General features: G+C 47.3%; 24 protein-coding genes and 1 other RNA gene. 8 read left to right on the forward strand and 17 right to left on the reverse strand.

Annotated features, from left to right (window positions below; translation table 11 throughout):
* Positions 1 to 2: 2 nt before the first annotated feature.
* The 4 genes from parE to M3202_RS05160 all read right to left on the reverse strand — a co-directional run bounded on the left by parE (position 3) and on the right by M3202_RS05160 (position 5,280).
* Positions 3 to 1,991 (reverse strand): DNA topoisomerase IV subunit B, encoded by a 1,989-nt coding sequence (parE, locus tag M3202_RS05145; protein ID WP_251222282.1) that lies wholly within the window; start codon positions 1,989 to 1,991, stop codon positions 3 to 5.
* A 327-nt stretch (positions 1,992 to 2,318) separates the two neighbouring features.
* Positions 2,319 to 2,732 (reverse strand): CoA-binding protein, encoded by a 414-nt coding sequence (locus M3202_RS05150; protein WP_251222283.1) that lies wholly within the window; start codon positions 2,730 to 2,732, stop codon positions 2,319 to 2,321.
* A gap of 89 nt (positions 2,733 to 2,821) precedes the next feature.
* A complete protein-coding gene (locus M3202_RS05155) occupies positions 2,822 to 4,351 on the reverse strand; it encodes an ABC transporter permease/substrate-binding protein (RefSeq protein WP_251222284.1) in 1,530 nt (509 codons plus the stop codon).
* Positions 4,351 to 5,280, reverse strand: coding sequence for an ABC transporter ATP-binding protein (locus M3202_RS05160; RefSeq protein WP_251222285.1), 930 nt, complete (start codon positions 5,278 to 5,280; stop codon positions 4,351 to 4,353). Before M3202_RS05160 ends, M3202_RS05155 begins: the two co-directional genes overlap by 1 nt.
* A 226-nt stretch (positions 5,281 to 5,506) precedes the next feature.
* On the opposite strand from M3202_RS05160, the gene M3202_RS05165 reads away from it, so the two are divergent.
* From M3202_RS05165 to M3202_RS05180, 4 genes are all read left to right on the forward strand, one after another.
* Positions 5,507 to 6,199 carry a Na-translocating system protein MpsC family protein gene (locus M3202_RS05165; protein WP_251222286.1) on the forward strand — a complete coding sequence of 231 codons (693 nt, stop codon included), beginning with the start codon at positions 5,507 to 5,509 and terminating at the stop codon, positions 6,197 to 6,199.
* Positions 6,200 to 6,310: 111 nt separating this feature from the next.
* A complete protein-coding gene (locus M3202_RS05170; RefSeq protein ID WP_251222287.1) occupies positions 6,311 to 6,700 on the forward strand; it encodes an ATP-binding protein in 390 nt (129 codons plus the stop codon).
* 141 nt (positions 6,701 to 6,841) lie between these two features.
* Entirely contained in the window at positions 6,842 to 7,933 is a 1,092-nt protein-coding gene (locus M3202_RS05175) for a tyrosine-type recombinase/integrase (protein ID WP_251222288.1), read from the forward strand.
* 18 nt (positions 7,934 to 7,951) lie between these two features.
* Positions 7,952 to 8,656, forward strand: coding sequence for a YwaF family protein (locus M3202_RS05180; protein ID WP_251222289.1), 705 nt, complete (start codon positions 7,952 to 7,954; stop codon positions 8,654 to 8,656).
* Between the two features lie 54 nt (positions 8,657 to 8,710).
* Here the strand turns inward: M3202_RS05180 and M3202_RS05185 are convergent, their stop codons facing one another.
* Complete coding sequence (locus tag M3202_RS05185; protein WP_251222290.1) at positions 8,711 to 10,231, reverse strand: carboxypeptidase M32; 1,521 nt, start codon at positions 10,229 to 10,231, stop codon at positions 8,711 to 8,713.
* A 124-nt stretch (positions 10,232 to 10,355) separates the two neighbouring features.
* Here M3202_RS05185 and M3202_RS05190 point away from each other — a divergent pair, with 124 nt between their 5' ends.
* Positions 10,356 to 10,658 (forward strand): iron-sulfur cluster biosynthesis family protein, encoded by a 303-nt coding sequence (locus M3202_RS05190; RefSeq protein ID WP_251194822.1) that lies wholly within the window; start codon positions 10,356 to 10,358, stop codon positions 10,656 to 10,658.
* A 126-nt stretch (positions 10,659 to 10,784) separates the two neighbouring features.
* Here the strand turns inward: M3202_RS05190 and M3202_RS05195 are convergent, their stop codons facing one another.
* The 4 genes from M3202_RS05195 to M3202_RS05210 form a co-directional block, all read right to left on the reverse strand.
* On the reverse strand, positions 10,785 to 11,057 hold the full coding sequence (locus M3202_RS05195) for a DUF2564 family protein (RefSeq protein ID WP_251222291.1): 273 nt from the start codon (positions 11,055 to 11,057) through the stop codon (positions 10,785 to 10,787).
* A 351-nt stretch (positions 11,058 to 11,408) separates the two neighbouring features.
* The gene (locus M3202_RS05200; protein ID WP_251222292.1) at positions 11,409 to 12,215 is read right to left on the reverse strand and encodes a DUF817 domain-containing protein; all 807 of its coding nucleotides are present in this window, start codon (positions 12,213 to 12,215) and stop codon (positions 11,409 to 11,411) included.
* 19 nt (positions 12,216 to 12,234) lie between these two features.
* Complete coding sequence (locus M3202_RS05205) at positions 12,235 to 12,456, reverse strand: helix-turn-helix domain-containing protein (RefSeq protein WP_251222293.1); 222 nt, start codon at positions 12,454 to 12,456, stop codon at positions 12,235 to 12,237.
* A gap of 10 nt (positions 12,457 to 12,466) precedes the next feature.
* Positions 12,467 to 12,949 (reverse strand): DUF2975 domain-containing protein, encoded by a 483-nt coding sequence (locus M3202_RS05210; RefSeq protein ID WP_251222294.1) that lies wholly within the window; start codon positions 12,947 to 12,949, stop codon positions 12,467 to 12,469.
* 203 nt (positions 12,950 to 13,152) lie between these two features.
* Between M3202_RS05210 and M3202_RS05215 the strand changes: the two genes are divergently transcribed.
* The 3 genes from M3202_RS05215 to M3202_RS22695 all read left to right on the forward strand — a co-directional run bounded on the left by M3202_RS05215 (position 13,153) and on the right by M3202_RS22695 (position 14,464).
* A complete protein-coding gene (locus tag M3202_RS05215; protein WP_251222295.1) occupies positions 13,153 to 13,965 on the forward strand; it encodes a pentapeptide repeat-containing protein in 813 nt (270 codons plus the stop codon).
* Positions 13,966 to 14,057: 92 nt separating this feature from the next.
* Positions 14,058 to 14,276, forward strand: a complete 219-nt coding sequence (locus M3202_RS05220; protein WP_285890260.1) for a YIEGIA domain-containing protein — start codon at positions 14,058 to 14,060, stop codon at positions 14,274 to 14,276.
* Positions 14,261 to 14,464, forward strand: coding sequence for a capping complex subunit for YIEGIA (locus M3202_RS22695; protein ID WP_432805965.1), 204 nt, complete (start codon positions 14,261 to 14,263; stop codon positions 14,462 to 14,464). Before M3202_RS05220 ends, M3202_RS22695 begins: the two co-directional genes overlap by 16 nt.
* Positions 14,465 to 14,485: 21 nt before the next feature.
* On the opposite strand, the gene M3202_RS05225 is transcribed toward M3202_RS22695, so the two are convergent.
* From M3202_RS05225 to M3202_RS05260, 8 genes are all read right to left on the reverse strand, one after another.
* On the reverse strand, positions 14,486 to 15,634 hold the full coding sequence (locus M3202_RS05225; RefSeq protein WP_251222296.1) for a THUMP domain-containing class I SAM-dependent RNA methyltransferase: 1,149 nt from the start codon (positions 15,632 to 15,634) through the stop codon (positions 14,486 to 14,488).
* A gap of 184 nt (positions 15,635 to 15,818) precedes the next feature.
* On the reverse strand, positions 15,819 to 16,613 hold the full coding sequence (locus tag M3202_RS05230; RefSeq protein ID WP_251222297.1) for an ABC transporter ATP-binding protein: 795 nt from the start codon (positions 16,611 to 16,613) through the stop codon (positions 15,819 to 15,821).
* Entirely contained in the window at positions 16,597 to 17,589 is a 993-nt protein-coding gene (locus tag M3202_RS05235; RefSeq protein WP_251222298.1) for an ABC transporter permease, read from the reverse strand. The genes M3202_RS05230 and M3202_RS05235 overlap by 17 nt, the downstream gene beginning before the upstream one ends.
* Before the next feature lie 299 nt (positions 17,590 to 17,888).
* Complete coding sequence (locus tag M3202_RS05240) at positions 17,889 to 18,926, reverse strand: ABC transporter substrate-binding protein (RefSeq protein WP_251222299.1); 1,038 nt, start codon at positions 18,924 to 18,926, stop codon at positions 17,889 to 17,891.
* Between the two features lie 329 nt (positions 18,927 to 19,255).
* Positions 19,256 to 19,645, reverse strand: an RNA gene (rnpB, locus tag M3202_RS05245) — RNase P RNA component class B.
* A gap of 61 nt (positions 19,646 to 19,706) precedes the next feature.
* On the reverse strand, positions 19,707 to 20,102 hold the full coding sequence (locus tag M3202_RS05250) for a reverse transcriptase-like protein (protein ID WP_251222628.1): 396 nt from the start codon (positions 20,100 to 20,102) through the stop codon (positions 19,707 to 19,709).
* 11 nt (positions 20,103 to 20,113) lie between these two features.
* Positions 20,114 to 20,425 (reverse strand): cell division regulator GpsB, encoded by a 312-nt coding sequence (gene gpsB / locus M3202_RS05255; protein ID WP_251222300.1) that lies wholly within the window; start codon positions 20,423 to 20,425, stop codon positions 20,114 to 20,116.
* A 109-nt stretch (positions 20,426 to 20,534) separates the two neighbouring features.
* Positions 20,535 to 21,083, reverse strand: coding sequence for an SLOG family protein (locus M3202_RS05260; protein WP_251222301.1), 549 nt, complete (start codon positions 21,081 to 21,083; stop codon positions 20,535 to 20,537).
* Positions 21,084 to 21,086: the final 3 nt, after the last annotated feature.

Raw genomic sequence — 21,086 nt, forward strand, 5'->3', positions numbered from 1 at the left:
GCTTACTCCTCCTCAACTATCGCAAGATTTTCATTCTCTAATATATTCGATTCCTCATCAAGACCGAAGGCGACATGAGATTCTATCCATTTCCGCCGTGGTTCAACTTTATCACCCATCAAAGTCGTGACACGCTTTTCTGCGCGCGCTGCGTCCTCAAGCTTGACGCGGATCAATGTACGCGTTTCCGGGTCCATCGTCGTTTCCCACAGCTGAACGGCATTCATTTCACCAAGCCCCTTGTAGCGCTGAAGCGTATAGCCGCGTCCGACCTGGTTTATCACCTTGGCCAGCTCTCGTTCATCCCAGGCGTACTCCACAACTTCCTTTTTGCCGGCGCCTTTGCTGACCTTATAGAGCGGCGGCAGGGCGATGTAAATCTTCCCGGCCTCAAACAGCGGTCGCATATAGCGGTAAAAAAACGTCAGCAGCAGCACCTGAATATGCGCGCCGTCCGTGTCGGCATCGGTCATGATGACGATTTTATCATAGTTGACATCTTCCAGTGAAAAATCAGCGCCGACTCCAGCACCGATCGTATGAATGATCGTCCGGATTTCCTCGTTTTTCATAATATCATCAAGCTTCGCTTTTTCCGTGTTGATGACTTTTCCGCGCAATGGCAGAACGGCCTGGAATTTACGGTCGCGTCCCTGCTTGGCTGATCCGCCGGCGGAATCCCCTTCGACAAGATACAGCTCATTACGCTGCGGATTTTTCGATTGGGCCGGTGTCAGCTTTCCGCTTAAGAGCACGTCCTTGCGCTTACTTTTTTTGCCGTTGCGTGCATCCTCACGCGCCCTGCGTGCTGCTTCGCGGGCCTGCGCCGCTTTAATCGCTTTCTTGATCAGCATCGTGCTAATTTCCGGATTTTCTTCAAAGAAATAAGAAAGCTTCTCAGAGACAAGGCTGTCAACCGCCGAACGTGCTTCTGGCGTGCCGAGCTTGCCTTTTGTCTGGCCTTCAAACTGCAGCTTCGCTTCCGGGACCCTGACAGAGATTATCGCGGTAAAGCCTTCGCGGATATCGGAGCCGTCGAGATTTTTATCCTTTTCCTTTAACAGCTTTACCTTTCGCGCGTATTCATTGAAGGCGCGCGTCATCCCAGCCTTGGCGCCGAGCTCATGCGTCCCGCCGTCCTTCGTCCGCACATTGTTGACAAAGGAGAGAACATTCTCCGTATAGCCGTCATTGAACTGAAAGGCAATTTCGATCTCAATCTCGTTTTGCTCTCCGGAAAAAAAGACGACCGGACTCAATGTTTCTTTTTCTTCATTTAAATAGTCAACGAAGGCTTCAATGCCGTTTTCGAAATAAAAGGTTTCCTCTGACCGTTCCCCGCGCAGATCAATTAATTCGATTTTTAATCCCTTTAACAGGAAGGCTGCTTCCCGTAAGCGCTCGGTCAACGTCTCCTTATTGTAAGTCGTCGTCGTGAAAATCGTCGGATCAGGCTTGAAATGAATCGTCGTCCCTGATTTTCGTGTTTTTCCTTTTTTCTCAAGAGAGGTAACCGCCTTGCCCCCGTTCTCAAAGCGTTGTGTATAGACAAAGCCGTCGCGCTTAATCTCGACGACGAGCCACTCTGATAACGCATTGACGACCGAAGCGCCGACACCATGAAGCCCGCCGCTCGTCGCATAGCCGCCTTGGCCGAATTTTCCGCCGGCATGGAGCACGGTTAAAATCACTTCGGGAGTCGGCTTTCCTGACTTGTGCATCCCGGTTGGCATCCCGCGTCCTTCGTCACTAACAGAAACACTATTATCTGGATGTATCGTCACATTTATGTATGATCCGTAGCCGGCTAGTGCCTCATCAACGGAATTGTCCACGATTTCATAAACAAGGTGGTGGAGGCCGCGGGCATCCGTACTGCCAATATACATACCCGGACGCTTTCTGACCGCTTCCAATCCCTCGAGTACCTGTATTGCATCATCGTTATAGTCGTTGTATTGTTTTTTAGCCAATGCTGCTACTCCTTTCATCGTGCTACTGTTCATTGTAGCACAACAGAACAAACGTTTCTATTTGTCATTCGTTCTACCTTGCTTTTACTATTGTAGCGATTATTTCAATATTCGCAACCGCCAATCGCACGTTCCACTTAAAAAAACCGCATAGCGGCTTTTCTTGGAAGCGGCATGCAGAGCCGTTACATCGGTAGAGGTTGGCTGCAAACAGGGGTCTTTCAGCCATTTGGGTCACATGCCAAGCCGATGCTCTTCCTCGAACCAGTCCGAAAATGTAATCCTTTCTCAGCTTAAAAAAACTCTCGAAAAGATCAGAGACAGATCTTTCGAGAGCATTTTCGGTTATTTCCACTTCGCATGCTCAACCTTAATACAGCGATTCATGACACTGATAATACCATGCTCCTGAAGAATGTCAAAGGCTTCCTGGCTCTCAAGCCCAAGCTGAGCCCAAAACACCTTCGCACCGACCTCGGCCGTTTCTTTGGCCACTTCAGGCAAGTATTCACTGCGGCGAAACACATTAACGATGTCAATCTCCCCGTCGATGTCTTTCAAGGAAGACACAGCCTTGACCCCTAATATTTCATCTGCTGTTGGGTTAACCGGAATAATGTCATAGCCGGCTTTTTGCATCGCTTCTGATACCATATAGGAAGTCCGCTCCGGCTTATCCGATAAGCCGACAACCGCAATTCGTTTGTTTGTCGCTAAAATTTCCTTGATTTCCTGATCACTTGGATTTTGAATGCTCATCTTTCCAGCTCCTTCGTCATCTTCTTCTATCCTACACTGTTCTCCATCAGCCTCTGACATTCCTGCTACGACGGTGGAAAATCATGCTTTTATTTAATATATCCCTTTTCCTGTAAAAAATCACGTGCGACAGCTTCCGGGTCAGCATCCTCATAGTCGACTGCATAATTCAACTGCCGGATCTCCTCCTCCGTCACCGCTCCAGCCAGACGTTCAAGCGGAGCTTCTATTTCCGGATAGCGCAACAGCGTATCCTCGCGCACAAGCGCCCCTCCCTGGTAAGGAGGAAACAGCTGGCGGTCATCCTCCAGCACATGCAATTCATATTCAACGAGCTCCGGATCGGTCGAATAGGCATCAATCAGCTGCACCTCCCCGGAAACGAGTGCTCTGGCGCGCAAGGCGGCATCCATCGTCTGAACATCGGCAAATTCAAAGCCGTACACCTCGGAAAAACCAGCGTAGCCGTCCTGTCGATCAATGAATTCAAAAGTAAAGCCGGCGACGAGCTGATCGCGATACGGCTCAAGCTCTGAAATCGTCTGCACACCAGTTTCTTCAGCAAATTCCTTCGTTACAGCGATCGCATATGTATTCTGATACGCCATCGGTTCAAGAAAGACGAGCCCGTCCGCCTCATAAATCTCATCGCGTGCTTCCTCGTAGGCGGTGCGTGGATCATAGCTGAATTCCGTCTTTTGAAGAATGCCGCTTAAAATGGTGCCGGAGAATTCAAGATAAAGATCAATGTCACCAACTTTCAACGCGTTAAAGACGATATCGGTGCCACCAAGCCCCGACTGAACAGCGACATTCAAGTCCGTTTCTTCCTCAATTAACAGCTTGTATAGATTGGCGACGATCGCCGGCTCTGCCTGAAGTTTTCCACCGATGACGATATCCGTTCCACTCTCCTCCGTAAACAACAGCGGAACGACGATCAACGCCACTGCACATGTAAGCAGACCAATGATCGGCTTATACGAGGCTCCTTTCGTCCGCTTTTCCGTGATACGCAATACAAGGTCGAACCCTAAGGCGAGCAGCGCTGCCGGAATTGCGCCGAGCAGGATGTACTCATTGTTCGCCCGCTGGATGCCGATCATAATCAAATCACCTAGACCGCCGGCCCCGATTAACGCCGCCAGCGTCGCCGTACCGACAATCAGCACCATTGAAGTGCGGATACCGGCCATCACCGTCGGCATCGCCAGTGGCAGCTCGACCTTCAGCAAGCGGTGACGCCAATTCATTCCCATCCCTGTCGCCGCTTCACGGATCGCCGGATCGACTTCATTTATGCCGGTATACGTGTTGCGGAGAATCGGCAACAAAGCATAAATCGTCAGGGCGATAATCGCCGGCGTTGGCCCGATCCCGACGAGCAGAATCATAAAGCCGAGGAGCGCCAGGCTTGGAATCGTCTGCAGGACGGCTGTCACGCCGATGACCCATTCTGCATAACGCGGATAACGGGAGAGGACAATCCCTAAGGGGACGGCGATGAAAACAGCGCATAAAAGGGACAGAAGTGATAATTGCATATGCTGCCATAAGGACGACCATAGCAACTCCTGCCGCATAACAAACAAGTCCTGTAACCGCTGGATCGCTTCCATCAGGCACCTCCTTTGGCGAGATGGTAGGCAAAGTCTTTATATGTAATTCGACCGACCACGTCCGCCCCTTCTATGACATACAGCTCCGGTTCACCGGCCAGACGTTCATACACTTCATGCAGCGGCGCATCAATTGAAATTGTGCTTAAGTCTTTTGCGATCCTCTCCTCCAGAGGAGTCATCAGCTGACGCAGCGTCACCGGTGCTTGGCGGTTGCCGATAAATTCTGCGACGAAGTCATTTGCCGGCTCCTTCTGCAGCTGGGCCGGCGTGCCGACCTGCACCACGTTGCCATCCTTCATAATACAGAGGCGATCCCCGAGCTTCAGCGCTTCCTCCATGTCGTGTGTCACGAACAATATCGTTTTTCGAATTGACTGTTGGAGCCGCTTAATGTCATCCTGCAGCTGCTCGCGGCTGATTGGATCCAACGCGCTAAACGGCTCGTCCATCAGCAATATATCCGGATCAGCCGCCAGCGCTCTGGCGACGCCGACGCGCTGCTGCTGGCCGCCGGACAATTCCCGCGGATAGCGGTGACGAAATTGAGCCGGAGCAAGTCCGATCAGCGTCAGCAACTGATCGATTCGTTCGTCAATCGCCCGCTTCGACCATTTTTTCAGCTCAGGTACAACAGCAATGTTTTCGGCAACGGTCATCGTTGGAAATAACGCAATTTGCTGCAGCACATACCCGATGTTCCAGCGCAGATGATCGATGTTCACATCGGCGATGTTTTTCTGCTGAATCGAGACACTCCCTTCACTTGGCTCGATTAAGCGGTTCACCATTTTCATTGTCGTCGTTTTTCCACAGCCTGAAGGGCCGATCAAGACAAAGCATTCCCCCGCCTCAATCGTCATATTGAGCTGCTTCACCGCGACGGTTCCATCCGGATAGGCCTTTGTTACATTTTTAAATGTGATCATAAAATGACGTACACTCCCTTTACCTAACATCCTACGTTTTATACCCTTTTTCCTGAATCGTAAGCCTGTGAATCATTCCCATTTGTTTGCCGACTTTCCGTTATGATTGACGAAAAAACAAAAAACAAACGGAATAATATGGGATTGTACCATTATTTACGCTATAATAGAATACAAGAAAAGGAATGAGGATAAAAAAAGCCGCATTCTAAAAAGGAATGATCACTTGGAGACAAAGAAAAAGCAGGTTGAAATCGCAAGCAGAATCGGGAAGGTGCTGCGCGATCACTTCGGGAAAGGACCAGAAGGCGTATTCGTCAGTATATCCGAGCCGTTTGTGACGATTTTTCTCCGGCGCTTCATTGCCCCGATGGAACAAGTGTTGCTTGAGCAAAACGATCTTCTGACGATCCAACAGACGAGAGACAAAATGATGGATCGTCTCCTTCCCGAGATCGCTGCAATTATTGAAGAAAGCACGGGAGTCGTCGTTGATGAGCTTTACTATGATTGGACGCTGGAGCAATACTCGGGTCTGCTCTGCGGGATTTCGCATCAAGATGCTGATAGGAGCGTTTATACATATCCGAATAGCGAACTCGTCAATGAGGAAGTAGGACATATTACGAAAAAGGCGGAAAAGCTCCCCGATCAAGTGGCTTCCTATTTACTCAATCCGCGCACGCTTGTCATCATCCGCCACGGCATTCTCGTCGAGATCGAGAAGGAGCTGATTGAGCTCGGGTTTGAGGAGCAGCTCACCTTGGCGAAGCGCAGGCTGGAAAAAGCGTTGCTGACAAAAAGCAAGGAGCAGTTTGAGATTTATCTGGAGGCCCAGGTGGAAGACATTTTTGTCAACTGGGATTTTCACGCCGATAAAAGCATTATCGTCTTCATTTTAACTCCTAACAAGCTATAATGGCGGCAATGAGCTAGAAACAAAGCTAGTCATAAGCCAAAAAGAAGGTACTAGGCGACCTTCTTTTTGGCTTTTTTTATTTTCCCAACTGGCACTTATGGAGGTTATACGATGACTACATTCACTCTTACACTTACGACAAAAGCTGATATTGTCAACGCACGAAACAAAATAAGACAGGCTGCTGAAGAAATCGGCTTCTCTCCCATTGACCGAACGAAGGTCGTGACAGCCATCTCCGAGCTCACACGAACAGTGATTCGTCATGCGGCTGGCGCGACGATGATGGTGCAGCTGCTCGACGAGCTTGAAAAAACCGGAATGAGGATTACCGTGACAATCAATGACAGTCCCGCCCATATCCCGGAAAAACCATCAGCACTCCGCTCGATCCTCGACGAAGAGCTGCATCATGTGAAGCGGCTGATGAATACATACGCGATTACCGCTGATCCTGAAAAAGGAATCACGATCAGTACCGGAAAATGGGCGTTGAAATAGGGCTTGTGTGTGGGGGCTTGGGCAAAAGGTTGTTTTTTTACCCTTTTGCCCAAGCCTGATTTTTTTACGAAATAACGTTCCATGAAATATCAATTTCACAGAATGTTATTTTTGCGTTAAACTGGTAAAGAGGTGAATAAGATGTCGCTATTTGCAAAACTAAATCGCATGCCACAAACAGAGGAACACGAGCATTTTTCCTCGAAGCTACAGCTTCTCTCCACATTTAAAAAAGCAGGCGAGCTGCCCGGCTTTGTCCAGGATTACTTGCTGAGCCGGCTGGCGCTCGGCTATTCCCCGGCGACGATTCAGCGCTATATTTATGATTTCTGCTTTTTCTTTTCCTATGTGAAACAGGCAACCGGTTCGAGTGAGGCTGATATGTCCTCCCTCACTCTTGATGATTTCCTCCAGCTGCAAAAGGACGGGATTGAGCATTATTTATCGTACCTCGCCCTGGAAGTTGAAAATGAAGCGCGGACAATTAACCGCAAGCTGTCAGTCCTGCAATCGCTGTTTGATTATTTGATAAAAAAAGGAAAGACGGAAACCAACCCAGTACTGGCAGTGAAACGGCCAAAAATCGGCAAAAAGGAGCCGGTTTATTTGACGAAGGAGGAGATGCGCCAGTTTTTCAAGCAGCTCGATGCCGAGTTGCCGACAGGTACGAGCGAACGCCAAAAACGCTACCATCAATACTTGAAGGAGCGTGATTTCCTCGTGATTCATCTGCTTGTCTTTACCGGCTTGCGGATTTCCGAGCTTGCTTCCCTAAGGCTGAAACAGGTACAATTTGAACGAAGGACGATTCTCGTTCACGGCAAAGGAAACAAAGAGCGCACCGTCCCTCTATCTGTGGAAACGATTAACCTTATAAGGCGCTACCTGGAATCCCTGCCGAAAAAAAGCCGGCCCGCTCACGGCGAGGACCCCCTGCTAGTCGGCTATGATTTCAAAACAGGCGCGTATCTGCCTGGCGTTACGGTCAGCGCACTGCAAAAGATGCTTCAGCGCCAGCTGAAAAAAGCGGCCCGCTCGATTCCTTCTTTACAGACAAAACCGATTTCCGCTCATAAGCTGCGTCATACATTCGCCACAGCGCTGATTGAGCAGGGGGTCGATGTGCTGACGGTGCAAAGCCTGCTCGGTCATGAGACGGTCGCGACAACGCAAGTATATGCCCATGTTCAAAACAAGGCCCGCGAAAAAGCGATTGAGCAGCTTTCGTTTTGACATTGAGGAGGAGTTTGCATGAATGATATTTTTGCCTATGACAGCAGCTATTATGAACCGGCGCTTTTTCTGTCGCCGGCCCATCTTTGGATTTTATTATGTTTTGTCTTGTTTCTGATCCTTTATTACCGCTGGCACGCCACACCCGTCGTGCAGTGCTACGGGCGCTGGATCATCCTGGCGATATTGCTCGTATCTGAGCTGAGCCTGCTACTTTGGACATTACTCGCGACGACATGGGATGTCCGCTATCATCTTCCCTTTCAGCTTTGTACGATCAGCCTGTACGTGTGTATGCTGATGCTTTTTCAGAAAAGCCGAGGCCTGTTTGAAATCGTTTATTTTTTCGGTCTTGCCGGCGCTCTTCAAGCAATCCTTACGCCTGATTTATTTTATACGTTCCCTCATTATCGCTTTCTGCACTTTTTTATCGCTCATTTTGCGATCATTACGGCGATTTTGCATATGGTGTGGGTGGAACGGTTCACCATCAGAGCGGTGGCGATCATCAAGTCCTTTCTCGTTTTAAACGGCTTTGCGCTGGTCGCCTTTCTCGTCAACCTCTGGACAGGTGCCAATTATATGTTTCTCGCCAGAAAACCGGTCAATGGCAGCATCCTTGATTTTCTTGCGCCTTACCCGTGGTACATTCTTCAGCTTGAGCTCATTGCCCTGCTGATGTTCGGCCTGCTTTATCTGCCATTTCTTAAAAAAAGAGGCTGACTTAAATAAAGTCAGCCCCGAAAGCCGTAGGACGGCTTCGCATTTCTTTCTCTGTTATGACAGCTGGTAGAGCCGGCTGTATTTTTCGGTTAAATAATTGATCAGCGGCTTCGCATCAATTCCTCCGCCTGTAATTGAGCGGATCAGCTCGGCTGGCTGCTTGAGCTTTCCGTACTGGTGAACATTCGTCTTCAGCCAGTCGCGAATCGGTGCAAAATCGCCTGAGCGGACGAGCTGATCAAACTGCGGCAGCTCTCCTGCAAGCGCTTCTTTTACTTGCGCGGCATAAATATAGCCGAGCGCGTAGGATGGAAAATAACCGAATGCCCCAAACGACCAATGAACATCCTGCAGCACTCCTTCTCCGTCGTTTTCCGGTCGAATCCCTATATATTGTTCCATCTTCTCATTCCACGCCGCCGGCAAATCCTTTACGTCAAGCGAACCTTCCATCAACGCTTTTTCAAGCTCGTAGCGGATGATGATGTGGAGGCAGTACGTTAATTCATCGCTTTCAATCCGGATGAGCGACGGCTTCGCTTCATTGACGGCGAAGTAAAAATCCTCAAGCGAAACAGAAGAAAATTGCTCACTGCTGTATTGCTTTAGCAAATCATAATGCCGTTCCCAAAAGCCAACGTGCTGACCGACGAATTTTTCCCAGAAAAGCGACTGCGATTCATGGATGCCCATTGACGTGCCGTCACATAGCGGCGTGCCGATCAGCTCCTGTGAAATGTTTTGCTCATACAGCGCATGACCGCATTCATGAATCGTGCCAAACAAGGCGACGCGGAAATCGTTCTCCTTGTATTTTGTCGTAATCCGCACATCATTCGGATTAATGCCAATCGCAAACGGATGCACCGTCTCATCAAGGCGGCCGGCCGAGAAATCATAGCCGATCTTCTCCAATATCGCCAAGCTTAGTTCCTTTTGCTTTTCCTTTGGAAATGAGTGAAACAGAAAATCCGTCTGCGGCTGATGCGCTGATTCCGTCACCCGCTTAACGAGCGGAATTAAGGCGTCACGCAGCTCAGCAAACACTTGATCGAGCGTCGCGACAAACACACCAGGCTCATAATCATCAAGCAGCGTATTATACGGATGCTCCTCGTATCCCCAATAGCCGATGAATTTCTTTTTAAAGGCGACCAGTTTCTCCAGATTCGGCTGGAACATCGCAAAGTCCGCTTTTTCCTTCGCTTCTTCCCAAAGCGTTTCTGTTTGCGACTGGAGCAGGACATATTCCTTGAACTCCTCTTTCGGTATTTTTACATTTCGTTCGAATTCCTTGTGACACTCATCAACCGTTTTCCGAGTCACCTCTGAAAGAGTGGCATACAGCGCTTCTTCCCGTAATTGACCGAGGTACTCCGCCATTTCCTCGGAAGTTGAAAGGGCAAACACCTCCGCGGATAACGTCGCGATGACTTCCGAGCGCTGCGCCATTCCTTTCTTTGGCGCGCCGGTTCGTGAATCCCAGGCGAGCAAAGCCAATGCTTGCTTGTAATCTTCTATTTTTTTCACGAACTGACGAAAATCCGTCTCAAGCTGAGCGTTATGTTCCGGCATCTTATGTCCCACCTTTTCCAATTGTTTCTTCTGCCATCATAACGAGATCACCGGAAATAATCAATCTCTTTCTCGTCCTTGGCGCAATATGCTATGCTAAGAAGAACATAAGGAGGAGAATGTGATGAAGCTTACGATTACCGATTCGGCAGCTGCCTTATATATTAGAGAAATTCCGCTCCACCCGGGAGATACGCTCCGCCTGTACGTCCGGGTTGGCGGCGTCGGCTCCGGCGGGTTTTCTGTCGGCGTGATGAAGGAAAGACCGCAGCCAACATCCTATTTAGTGGAGAAAGAGGATGTGACCTTTTTTGTGAACGAAGATGATTTCTGGTATTTAGACGGAATGGTGATTGATTATGAGGAGGATTCCGGCTACCTTGATTTCAGTCATCCAACGTATAAAGAAATTCATCATCCGGAATGAAAGCAAAACGGAATGAGACAAAAATCTTCAAACAACGGATAAGCTTTTTCCTGCGAAAGAGGCTCGGCAAAAGATAAAAAAACAACCTTTTGCCGAGCCTCTTGCAATGAGGAAGCCAATCGATGGCTACTCTTTATCTTTTGCTTCCTTCAATTGATGATCGGCTTTGGCCAATAATTCCTCTGACATCTCAAAAAAGTGCTGATCGACTCCCGTCTCAAACGCAGTCGCTTTTTTCAGCTGATTCCGTGCATCCTGGAGCGCGTTCGTCGCTGCTTCCAGCTGCTCCTCATCCATGCTTCTTGTCGCCTGACCAACCATATGCTCAGCCGATTGAATCGCAAGCTCAATCTGCTTTAGCTCGTCGTATTCATTCTGACCTAAGTCCCGCTGCTTCATTGGATCTCCCTCCTTTTCTCATTTCCTTCCTTGCTAAGTGTTTCCAACCTGAACGAAAACATGCATTGTTAACATAATATAATTATCGTTCATTTATAAACAAACCCGGGTATCTTCACCGTAGTCTTATGACCTAATCATTTCCCCCACTTAAGTACCATTATGCATAAATGCAGGTAAATGTCACTAGAAAAAGCAAAAGAAACGAGACAAAAGAGGTGCTTTTTTTCTTTTATCAAGCTCGAGGCAATAAGCCACGACCTTAAAGCCCATTGTGAGAGCTTCTCACAACGGGCTTGGGGCGAGTGGAACTATTGCAGTTGGATGACTTCTGCTCCCTATCCAGCCGTCTTATTGAATTTTTTGCTTGACCTGCTTTAATGTCGCTACTATCAAAAAGCTGACTATCACTAATAAAAGCCACGAACTGACCTTTCCAAGATGAACAAGACTCCAGGCTTCGGTTTGGTTCGGATATTCCCACGCCCCGAAAAAGGTCGCAATATTCTCGGCGATCCAGATAAAAAATCCAATCAGCACGAAAGAAAGGGCGATCGGCATCCGATAACTGGTCCCGTTAACATTGTATCTCACCCATGACCGCCAAAAAACGATAATCACAAGGGCAGATAGCCACCAGCGAACGTCAACCCAATAATGATGGGTGAAGAAATTCAAATAGATCGCAGCGGCGAGCGGGACAACAAGGATAAACGGAGGCCAGTTTATGAGGTCGACATGTAATCTTCTCCACGCCTGACAGAGATAGCTCGCAACACTGGCGTACATGAATCCGCTGTACAACGGAACGTCGAAAATTTTGACATAGCCCTCCTCCGGATAAGACCAGGAACCCATATGTACCTTGAAGATTTCCAAAGTGAGACCGATAAGGTGAAACAAGGTGATCACCTTAAGTTCGTCCCGCGTTTCAAGCCCTGAACGTACCATCCACCATTGCATCAGAAGGCAAATGAGTAGCAGCCAGTCATAGCGCGGCAGCCAAGGCAGTGAAATCCATTGCGTTATCGCGAGAGAAGCAAAAATTACAACAGGAAACAAACATGATAACGCCTGCTCCCAGCCAAAACGAACGAGCTGTTTTCCCATTCTAACGAGTTGCGGCTCGACGTATTCTTTTTCACGGATTACTTGCATGAATAGCTCCCCTTTTCTCTTACTTCTCTTCGCCTTCATCACTCCGGTATTCCAGAATGTCTCCCGGCTGACAGTCCAAAGCCTTACAAATTGCCTCTAATGTTGATAAGCGAATTGCCTTCGCCTTGCCATTTTTCAAAATAGAAAGATTCGCCATCGTGATCCCGACCTTTTCCGAAAGCTCGGTCACGCTCATTTTCCTCTTTGCCAGCATGACATCAATATTAATAATAATCGCCATCTTCTTCACCTCAGACCGTTAAATCATTTTCTGATTTTATCTGCACAGCTTCCTGTAAAAGCCTCTGCAGGACAGCAGCAAACACGGCAATCACCGCTGAGGCAAAAATGATGACCAGCCCAATTACGATAATCCCCGGGGCATCATCTACTTCAGCCACAAGGAAAAAAAGCGGCATGCCCGCCAGATAAAAAATGCTGAGTATCATTGCACAATACTTAATTTTCTTTAAGGCAGTCACCGATAATTCCGAAAATGCTTTGTTCCTGTCAATATAGCTTAGCAATTTAATCGCTTGATAAAGCGCTCCATAAAACGGAATGGCCGTCATATAGAAAAAAATAAAAACAAAATAATTCACATACGCTATTGTCGGAAGCAGCTGCGCGGCAAACTGCGCAATCTCAGGGACGAGAAAAATGCATAAAGCAAGCACAGGAACGCCAATCAGAATAACAGCGATTCTTAAAAAGAGCGTTGTTCCTTGTTTCATCAAAAAGCACCTCTCTTCATAATTTCAATAAAACTATACCATTCGATTTATCGTTTTGCAATAAATAAATATTGATTTTTATAATAATATTATTGTTATATTTTGTTCTTTTGGCAAAAATTCAACATTGTGAAATGTAGGCAGCACATTCGCTTACGTTTCCTATATATTAGATATATCGTTAAATTCAGGGAGCTGTAGATATGCAAAATGAACTACAATCGAACTGCTCAGACTGCTTCGGTCTGTGTTGTGTAGCATTACCTTATATGAAATCAAATGACTTCCCCTATAATAAGGACGGTGGACAACCTTGTCAGCACCTTGAGACAAATCACCTCTGTTCCATTCATGACTCCTTACGGGATAATGGATTTAATGGCTGCGTCAGCTACGAATGTTTTGGAGCCGGACAGAAAGTATCACAACTTCTATATAAGCGCCGAGACTGGCGCGAACATACGAGCATCAAAAAAGAAATGTTTGCTGTCTTTCCAATTGTTCAGCAGTTCCATGAGATGCTTGTATATTTACAACAATCACTTGAGGTGGAAGAAGCGCAGGATTTGAAAGAGGAGATTAGACATTTCTACGATATGACTGAGGAGTTAACATTAAAAGCACCTGATGAAATCATAAGTCTTGACCTGTCCTTACATAGAAGCAAAGTTAATCCTCTTTTCTTGAAGGTGAGCGAATTATACCGTTCAAACTATCAAAAACTTACCCGCTTACCAGAAAAATATAAGCGCCCGGACTATATCGGGGTCAACCTAAAAGGGCTGGACTTCAGAGGAGAAAGTTTCAGAGGGAAATGGCTTATGGCCGCAAACTTCAGTCACAGTGATTTGCGAAGAGTTGATTTTATCGGCGCCGATATGAGAGATACTGATTTCAGCAATGCTAATTTAGCAGAGGCTCTTTACCTTACTCAAGCACAAGTCAATTCAGCTAAAGGGAATCTTGCCACTGTCTTACCCCACTATTTAAATAGACCGGAACACTGGCAACGCTAGACATTTTTTAAGTTTGCCTTCCAGCTCTTCTATAAAAAAACACCTTCCAGGTTTTTGAAGGTGTTTTTTCCGAACGACGATTAATTGTTCAACTGCATTCGCTTGCTGATCACGCCAGATGGCGACCCCCTAGGCAATACCCTAACTACCCAAACAGTTACTTAATTCATGTAGGTACTGGTGGACTTGCTACTGCAATAGGCGTTTTCTTCATTCCGACTTTAATGGCGGATAACATCAATCGATACTATTTGAAGCAACGAGAAGGATTGATAACGGTGGACAAATCAAAGAAATACTTGCCATGGTGACAACAGACAAAAAACGTTATTTAGGGGGGGTTCCTCTAGCAAAAGACCAGGAAGAATTAATCGAAGTATTTTTAGCAGATATCTTAGAACTGAAAAGTGGAGATCTTATAATCATTAAAAATAACATTTCAACTACAGCCAACGATCACATAAGAAATCGAAGGTGCCCAAAAGTCAACGCTCTTTAGGCACCCTCATCTTCATCGATTTCAATTTTCACTCACTCGCGCTGGTTTTGGTCCGAAGAATTGATAGTAGTCGGTTTTTAAATTTCCGTTGTAGAGCTTTCGCTTTTTGGATGCTTTTTTGCCGTACAGCTCCTCGAAGCCTTCATGGGAGGTCAGCATATAAATCGACCATGTTGGCAAGTGCTGCTGAAATACGTCTCCCATATCACGGTAAAGCTGCTCAACTTCCGCTCTTTCCCCAAGACGTTCGCCGTACGGGGGATTGCCTACCAAAATGCCGAACTCGCCCCGGTGTCTGAAATCTTTGACCTGCATTTGCTTAAAGGTGAGTAAATCAGCAAAGCCGGCTTCCTGGGCGTTATTTTGCGCGAGCTCAACGCTGCGGTGGTCAATATCGCTGCCAAGAATATCGAGCGGCTGATCGTAATTCGCCAGGTCCTCGACTTCCTGTCTTGCTTCATTCCAGCGATTTTCCCCGATCCAATGCCAGCTCTCCGAAACAAATTCCCGATTAAAGCCGGGAGCGATGTTTTGCCCGATCATCGCCGCTTCGATCGGCAGCGTACCTGAACCGCAGAAAGGATCGGCAAATGGACGATCCGGCTTCCATGGTGTCAGCATAATCATCGCCGCCGCGAGCGTCTCCTTTAACGGAGCCTGATTGTGAAAGTATCGGTAGCCGCGCTTGTGCAGCCCTTCTCCGCTCGTGTCAATTGTTAGCGTCGCGATATCCTTATGGAGTGCGACTTCAATCCGGTAAAAAGGGCCATCCTCATCAAACCAGCCTCGTTTGTAGCGTTTTTTCAAGCTTTCGACAACCGCTTTTTTGACGATTGCCTGGCAATCGGAAACGCTGAACAGCTTGGACTTTACCGAGCGGCCGATAACCGGAAATTCAGCGTGGACAGGGATAAAATCGGCCCACGGCAGTGCTTTCGTCTTTTCAAATAATTCATCGAAGGTGAGAGCTTTAAATTCTCCGATCCTCACTTTGACGCGGTCTGCTGTCCGCAGCCACAGATTGGCGCGCGGGATCGCGGAAACATCCGCTGTGAAGGTCACCTTTCCATTGTCGACCTGGACATCTTCATAGCCCAATGCTTTTACTTCGCGTGCAACGAGAGCTTCCAGCCCCATTGTCGCCGTGGCGATTAACGTTACTTTTTCCATTATGTATAAACTCCTTACGTACTGGCATCATCCTCTTATTATACAGGAAATAGGACGGGATACAACCAGCACGGAAACCTGTTGCTCATGTGCCGCTTTGCCGCACAAAAGTGCCCGGATAAAAAGGGGATTCCCCTTTTTATCCGGGCCATCGTTTTCGACTTACATTCGTTTTTTCCGTTGCTTATGCCAAAACAGCGCGGTCGCTGTCCATTTGCTTGCCGCGGATTCGCTGGAATTCCTTAAGCAGCTTTTCAATCGTTAATGTTTCCTTCGTTTCACTGTCGACATTCAGAATAATTTGCCCTTTATCCATCATAATCAGACGATTCCCGAGATCGAGCGCCTGCTGCATATTATGCGTGACCATCAACGTCGTCAGCTGATACTTTTTCACGATGTCACGGGTCAGGTTTGTAATCAGCTCGGCTCTTGACGGGTCAAGGGCAGCCGTATGCTCATCGAGAAGAAGAATCTTTGGTTCGGTGAACGTCGCCATTAACAACGATAATGCCTGACGCTCTCCCCCTGAAAGCAGACCGACCTTGGCGGAAAGCCGATTCTCCAAGCCAAGATTCAATGTTTCCAAATACTCACGGAAGAGATCTTTTCGTTTTTTGTTCACGCCTATTTTCAACGTGCGCTTTTTGTTTCGCGAATAGGCGATCGCCAAGTTTTCTTCAATCGTCATCGTCGGTGCCGTACCAGCCATTGGATCCTGGAAGACCCGTCCGATCAACTGGGAACGTTTGTATTCAGGTAAGTATGTGACCTCTTTGTCAGCGATCTTCACTTCCCCCACATCCGGAGTCAAGGAGCCTGAGATGACGTTCATCAACGTCGATTTCCCCGCTCCGTTACTGCCGATAATCGTTACGAAATCGCCTTTTTCAAGCGAGAGATTCGTATTCTGTAATGCTTTTTTCTCATCGGGCGTCCCTTCATTAAAGGTTAGTGAAATATCATGCAGATGAAGCATGCTCGCCGCCTCCTTTGCGTGCCAGCTGTTTTTGCCGGCGTCTTTTCTTTTCTTTACGCGCCTCAATCAACTTCGGTGACACGAGTGCGGCAATGACGAGAATCGCGGTGATCAATCTCATATCTCCCGCTTCAAGGAAATCAACTCGTAATGCAAGGGTGACGACAATCCGGTAAATAATCGCTCCGCCGATCACGGCAAGCGTCGTGCGGAAAATCGTTTTCGTGCCGAATAATGCTTCCCCGATAATAACCGAAGCGAGACCGATAATGATCAGACCGATTCCCATCCCGGCATCGGCAAACCCGCCGAGCTGGGCGATAAACGCACCGGCTAAGGCAACTAGGCCGTTCGAAAGTCCAAGGCCGATGATAATATAGGAATCCGTATTCGCTGAGAAGCTACGGATCATTTTCTGGTTGTCACCAGTTGCCCGAAGTGCGAGCCCGGCTTCTGTTTTCAGGAAATAGTCGGCAGCAAACTTAATGATCAGCGTCACGATGATCATGAGCAGCAAAATCGACCATGTCCGTGGTGCTTGCGCAAGTCCGAGCATCTGCGTAAAGCTGTTCAGCGCATTGTCAATCCCGAGCGCTTCCCAAATGCCGGCGATCTGCCGAAAGACCGTTGGCTCGTTGATCAAGGACACATTCGGCTGACCCATAATGCGCAGGTTAATCGAATAGAGCGCAATCATCATTAAAATCCCGGCAAGAAGCGGGTTGATTTTCCCTTTTGTGTGTAACAAGCCTGTGAAACAGCCTGCGATAAAGCCGGCAATGGCTGCCAGCGCCGTCGCCACAAATGGATTGACTCCATTTACAATGGAAATCGCGGCTACGGCTGCTCCGGTAACAAAGCTGCCATCAACGGTTAAATCAGGGAAGTCCAATACGCGAAACGTTAAGTATACCCCTAGCGCCATAATGGCATAAATAATTCCAGATTCAACTGCGCTAAAAATAGATAAAAACATAGGAACCTCCCAATGTGCATGCAAATCTCTTATTTCTGCGGACTGATTCTTTCGAGTTCAACCCGTGAGAAATAAGAGTTTCATATAATCAATACAAATATAGTTTACGCTATTCATCTTTAATGTCAATCATTCTATCCAGATGTAAGCGCTTCTTGACAAGGATTTCCTCAGACAGAAGTAAAAAGTGGGTCACCACACATAACATGCGGAACCTCGCTCTTCTTCACTCACTTCTGCTCCTTGAAAAAAACGGAAACCGACTTGCCGTACTGACAGGTCGGTCTCCAACGTGCTCCTTATTCTGCCTCATAAAATTCGGCGATCTCATCCCATTCTGGATTCCATTCAACACCCTGCTCTTCCGCAGCTTCTTTGTTGATGAGCAGCTGCATATTAGCAGGATATTCTACAGGAATTTCAGACGTTGCTTTTTCACCTGTAAGAATGTCCACCGCCATTTCACCTGTGCGGTAACCGATTGAGTGGTAGTCAATTCCAAATGTCGCAAATCCGCCTCCAGCTAGGGAATCCGGCTCACCAACGACAAGTGGGATATCCTGTTCATTTGCAACACCGACAACGGTTGCAAGCGCTGAAACAACGGTATTGTCCGTTACGATATAAAAGAGATCCACTTCGCTGACAAGCGACGCGGCTGCTTGTTGGACCTCGGCTGAAGTCGCTACTGTTCTCGTTACAAGCGAAAGGCTCGTTCCATCAGCAGCAGCCTGGACAGCTTCGATTTGGGCAACAGAGTTTGGCTCACCGGCGTTATAAATCAAGCCGACCGTTGCATCGGCGAAATATTGATCAATAAAGTCAACGGTATTTTGGATGGCGTCAGGATGAAGATCTAGCACTCCTGTAATATTCTCTCCAGGCTGATCCATCGCTTCGACAAGTCCTGCTCCAACTGCATCTGTTACAGAAGTAAAGAGGATCGGAATATCATTTGTCGCTTGAAGGGCGCCTAATGCACTTGGCGTCGAGTTGGCAAAAATGAGATCAACTTGATCGGCAACAAAGTTATTCGCAATCGCGCTCGTATTATTTTGATCGCCTTGCGCGCTTTGGAAATCATACGTTACATCGAGACCGGCATCAGCAAGCGCTGCCTGAAAGCCTTCAAAAGCGGCATCCAGCGACGGATGTTCCACAATTTGTGTCGCACCGATTGTAAATTGAAGCGCTTCATCTGTTTCGGCAGTCTCTCCACCGCCCTCTGTCTCCTCAGGTGCATCCGTTGGTGCCTGCTCTGTTCCACCAGAGCCACAGGCGGTTAAACCAAGACCTAATACTGCAATACTCAACCAATGTTTCCATGTCTTTTTCATAATCAAACCCCTTTAGTAATTTTCAAATAGTTTGGTATTATCTTAAAACAATATTAATCTAATATTTATCGTATGTAAACAAAAAAATTCATTGCTTTAAAGCGCTTCGGGAGTGATGCGTCACCGAGAAATGATTTTTCAGGAAAGATTTTTAAGCTTATTTTCGCAAAAAAACATCCCCAAAACTTGGTCTTTTGGGGATGTTTTTTAACGTCAAAAGGCCTGCCCTGAATGTCTCCATACAGGCAGGCGGCGCGAAGCATTTCGACGATGCTTGCACATTTGCTTACGTTGATGTTGTAAGTCGCTTTTGTTGCATCTCTTAAGCATTCGATAAGCCATGTTCTGTACCATTGTACTTCAAACGGTGATGAGCCTCGTACTCCGGTGGTAACCATCTATCTACAAAGAAATCTCTTTGTTCTTCCAGGCTGTTCATTTCCAGCCGGGAAAATGCCCCTACCATATTTTGGGTTTCTCGCTCGAGGGGTTTACCGCGTTCCACTCCACCCGTTTCCAGGCGGACTACGTCACTGTGGCACTTTCAAAGGGCTCACACCATATCACGAAGACGTAGGTGCTTCCCTTGCCGTTAGCCCAGTCGAAACCGGACTACCCTAGCTTATGAATTGGCTAGGCACGAACACTACGAGCATCTCAGCTCGTGCGAGCATGGACTTTCCTCTACATACTAACGCATGCAGCGGTTACCTGAATGCTTGAAGCAGTCTTAAGCGACAAATTTAATTATATGCTAAAACGTCAGTCAAATCAATGGTATTATTTAGCGTTCTCCCGAATCGCCCTTCTCGCCAGCTGGTCGGCGTCTTTATTTTGGTTACTTGGCACCCATTTCATAAAAAACAGATCAAATGTATCGATTTTTTCGAGCGCTTTGTGCAAATAAGGCTGGTAACGTTTATTTTTCACATAGCGCTTTTCAACCGCCTCATCAATCAGCTTGGAATCGGTTCGAAATGAAACCATCGTCAAACCGCGCTCCAGACATAAATCAAGCGCTAGGAGCAGCGCTTCATACTCGGCCTCATGGTTCGATAACAAACCGAGGGGAATCGAATGATGCTCCACCTGTCCATTTTTATAATTAATAAAAATACCAGCGCCCGAGAAGCCGGGATTGCCAGCGCTGGCCCCATCGATATAGACATCAACCATTCTCTTTTCGCTCACTCGTAAAGCTTGCTCCCGAAAACCTTCTTCTCCAGATTTGAAAGTCGCTGAAGAATGTCATAGTTTGTATTCCCGGCCGCCGGGGCCGGCGTTTGTCGCTGACTGCGTTCAGACAGCTTCTTTACCTCGCGCTTTAATTGGGCATTTTCTTGTTCCAGACTCGCTACCTTATTTTGAAAAGCTTCGTAGTCTTGGATAATAGCATCTAAAAATTTGTCTACCTCGTCAGGGCTATAGCCTCTCATACTTGTTTTGAAGTCTTTTTCCAAAATGTCCTTTGCTGTAAAACGAATATCCTGTTGATTCAATTTTATCACCTCTACTATGCAGCATATATGTACAGCTTACTCTATTTTTTCAAAAGTTCTTGAACTTGTCAATTTGTCTTCGTAAGCGGGAGTTCCTTGTTCCACGCCTTTATTCCCAGCTTTGCTCGTCCGAAATGAGCAAATCCAGATCTTCAGGGGTAATAAAGTAGACCGGAAAGTCCTCGGTTTGCTGGCGTTTTTTGGCAACCTCCAAATAGTAATGGGGAGAGCCGATCTTCTCTTCATCATACAGCAATAATAATCCTTCTGCTTTGCTAATAATAAATTCATTTTTCAACCGCAGCTGAGCCGGACTTTCATAAGGGCGCTTTGTAATGCTGTCGACGAAGTCTGCTTTGGATAGCAGTTCCTGATAATACTGTTTCGTTGCCTCCTGCCAATTATCCTCCTGCTGCAAAAAAGGCGTCAATACAGCCAATTGCAGGGAGGGGAAATCATCCTTAAGCTGATAAACAACCTCGGCTGTCCATAACTCTACGCCCAGCTGTCCGCTAATAATCACCCACTCGAGCCCTTCATCGGCAAATGCGCGCAGCCGCTGTTCAATTGCTTTCTTAATATAATAAATCCCTTGATGCTTTTGATCAAAAATACCTAATTCATGCGCTTTATAACCGGAAACAGCCAGTGTTTTCATAGT

The organism is Halalkalibacter oceani (assembly GCF_023715605.1).
Taxonomy (GTDB): Bacteria; Bacillota; Bacilli; order Bacillales; family Bacillaceae_D; genus Halalkalibacter; species Halalkalibacter oceani.

Bases quoted from the DNA above. Each gene is read 5' to 3' on its own strand.
- parE (WP_251222282.1), bottom strand. From the start codon at position 1,991: ATGAAAGGAGTAGCAGCATTGGCTAAAAAACAATACAACGACTATAAC.
- M3202_RS05150 (WP_251222283.1), bottom strand. From the start codon at position 2,732: ATGAGCATTCAAAATCCAAGTGATCAGGAAATCAAGGAAATTTTAGCG.
- M3202_RS05155 (WP_251222284.1), bottom strand. From the start codon at position 4,351: ATGGAAGCGATCCAGCGGTTACAGGACTTGTTTGTTATGCGGCAGGAG.
- M3202_RS05160 (WP_251222285.1), bottom strand. From the start codon at position 5,280: ATGATCACATTTAAAAATGTAACAAAGGCCTATCCGGATGGAACCGTC.
- M3202_RS05170 (WP_251222287.1), top strand. From the start codon at position 6,311: ATGACTACATTCACTCTTACACTTACGACAAAAGCTGATATTGTCAAC.
- M3202_RS05175 (WP_251222288.1), top strand. From the start codon at position 6,842: ATGTCGCTATTTGCAAAACTAAATCGCATGCCACAAACAGAGGAACAC.
- M3202_RS05180 (WP_251222289.1), top strand. From the start codon at position 7,952: ATGAATGATATTTTTGCCTATGACAGCAGCTATTATGAACCGGCGCTT.
- M3202_RS05185 (WP_251222290.1), bottom strand. From the start codon at position 10,231: ATGCCGGAACATAACGCTCAGCTTGAGACGGATTTTCGTCAGTTCGTG.
- M3202_RS05190 (WP_251194822.1), top strand. From the start codon at position 10,356: ATGAAGCTTACGATTACCGATTCGGCAGCTGCCTTATATATTAGAGAA.
- M3202_RS05195 (WP_251222291.1), bottom strand. From the start codon at position 11,057: ATGAAGCAGCGGGACTTAGGTCAGAATGAATACGACGAGCTAAAGCAG.
- M3202_RS05200 (WP_251222292.1), bottom strand. From the start codon at position 12,215: ATGCAAGTAATCCGTGAAAAAGAATACGTCGAGCCGCAACTCGTTAGA.
- M3202_RS05205 (WP_251222293.1), bottom strand. From the start codon at position 12,456: ATGGCGATTATTATTAATATTGATGTCATGCTGGCAAAGAGGAAAATG.
- M3202_RS05210 (WP_251222294.1), bottom strand. From the start codon at position 12,949: ATGAAACAAGGAACAACGCTCTTTTTAAGAATCGCTGTTATTCTGATT.
- M3202_RS05215 (WP_251222295.1), top strand. From the start codon at position 13,153: ATGCAAAATGAACTACAATCGAACTGCTCAGACTGCTTCGGTCTGTGT.
- M3202_RS05225 (WP_251222296.1), bottom strand. From the start codon at position 15,634: ATGGAAAAAGTAACGTTAATCGCCACGGCGACAATGGGGCTGGAAGCT.
- M3202_RS05230 (WP_251222297.1), bottom strand. From the start codon at position 16,613: ATGCTTCATCTGCATGATATTTCACTAACCTTTAATGAAGGGACGCCC.
- M3202_RS05235 (WP_251222298.1), bottom strand. From the start codon at position 17,589: ATGTTTTTATCTATTTTTAGCGCAGTTGAATCTGGAATTATTTATGCC.
- M3202_RS05240 (WP_251222299.1), bottom strand. From the start codon at position 18,926: ATGAAAAAGACATGGAAACATTGGTTGAGTATTGCAGTATTAGGTCTT.
- M3202_RS05250 (WP_251222628.1), bottom strand. From the start codon at position 20,102: ATGGTTGATGTCTATATCGATGGGGCCAGCGCTGGCAATCCCGGCTTC.
- M3202_RS05260 (WP_251222301.1), bottom strand. From the start codon at position 21,083: ATGAAAACACTGGCTGTTTCCGGTTATAAAGCGCATGAATTAGGTATT.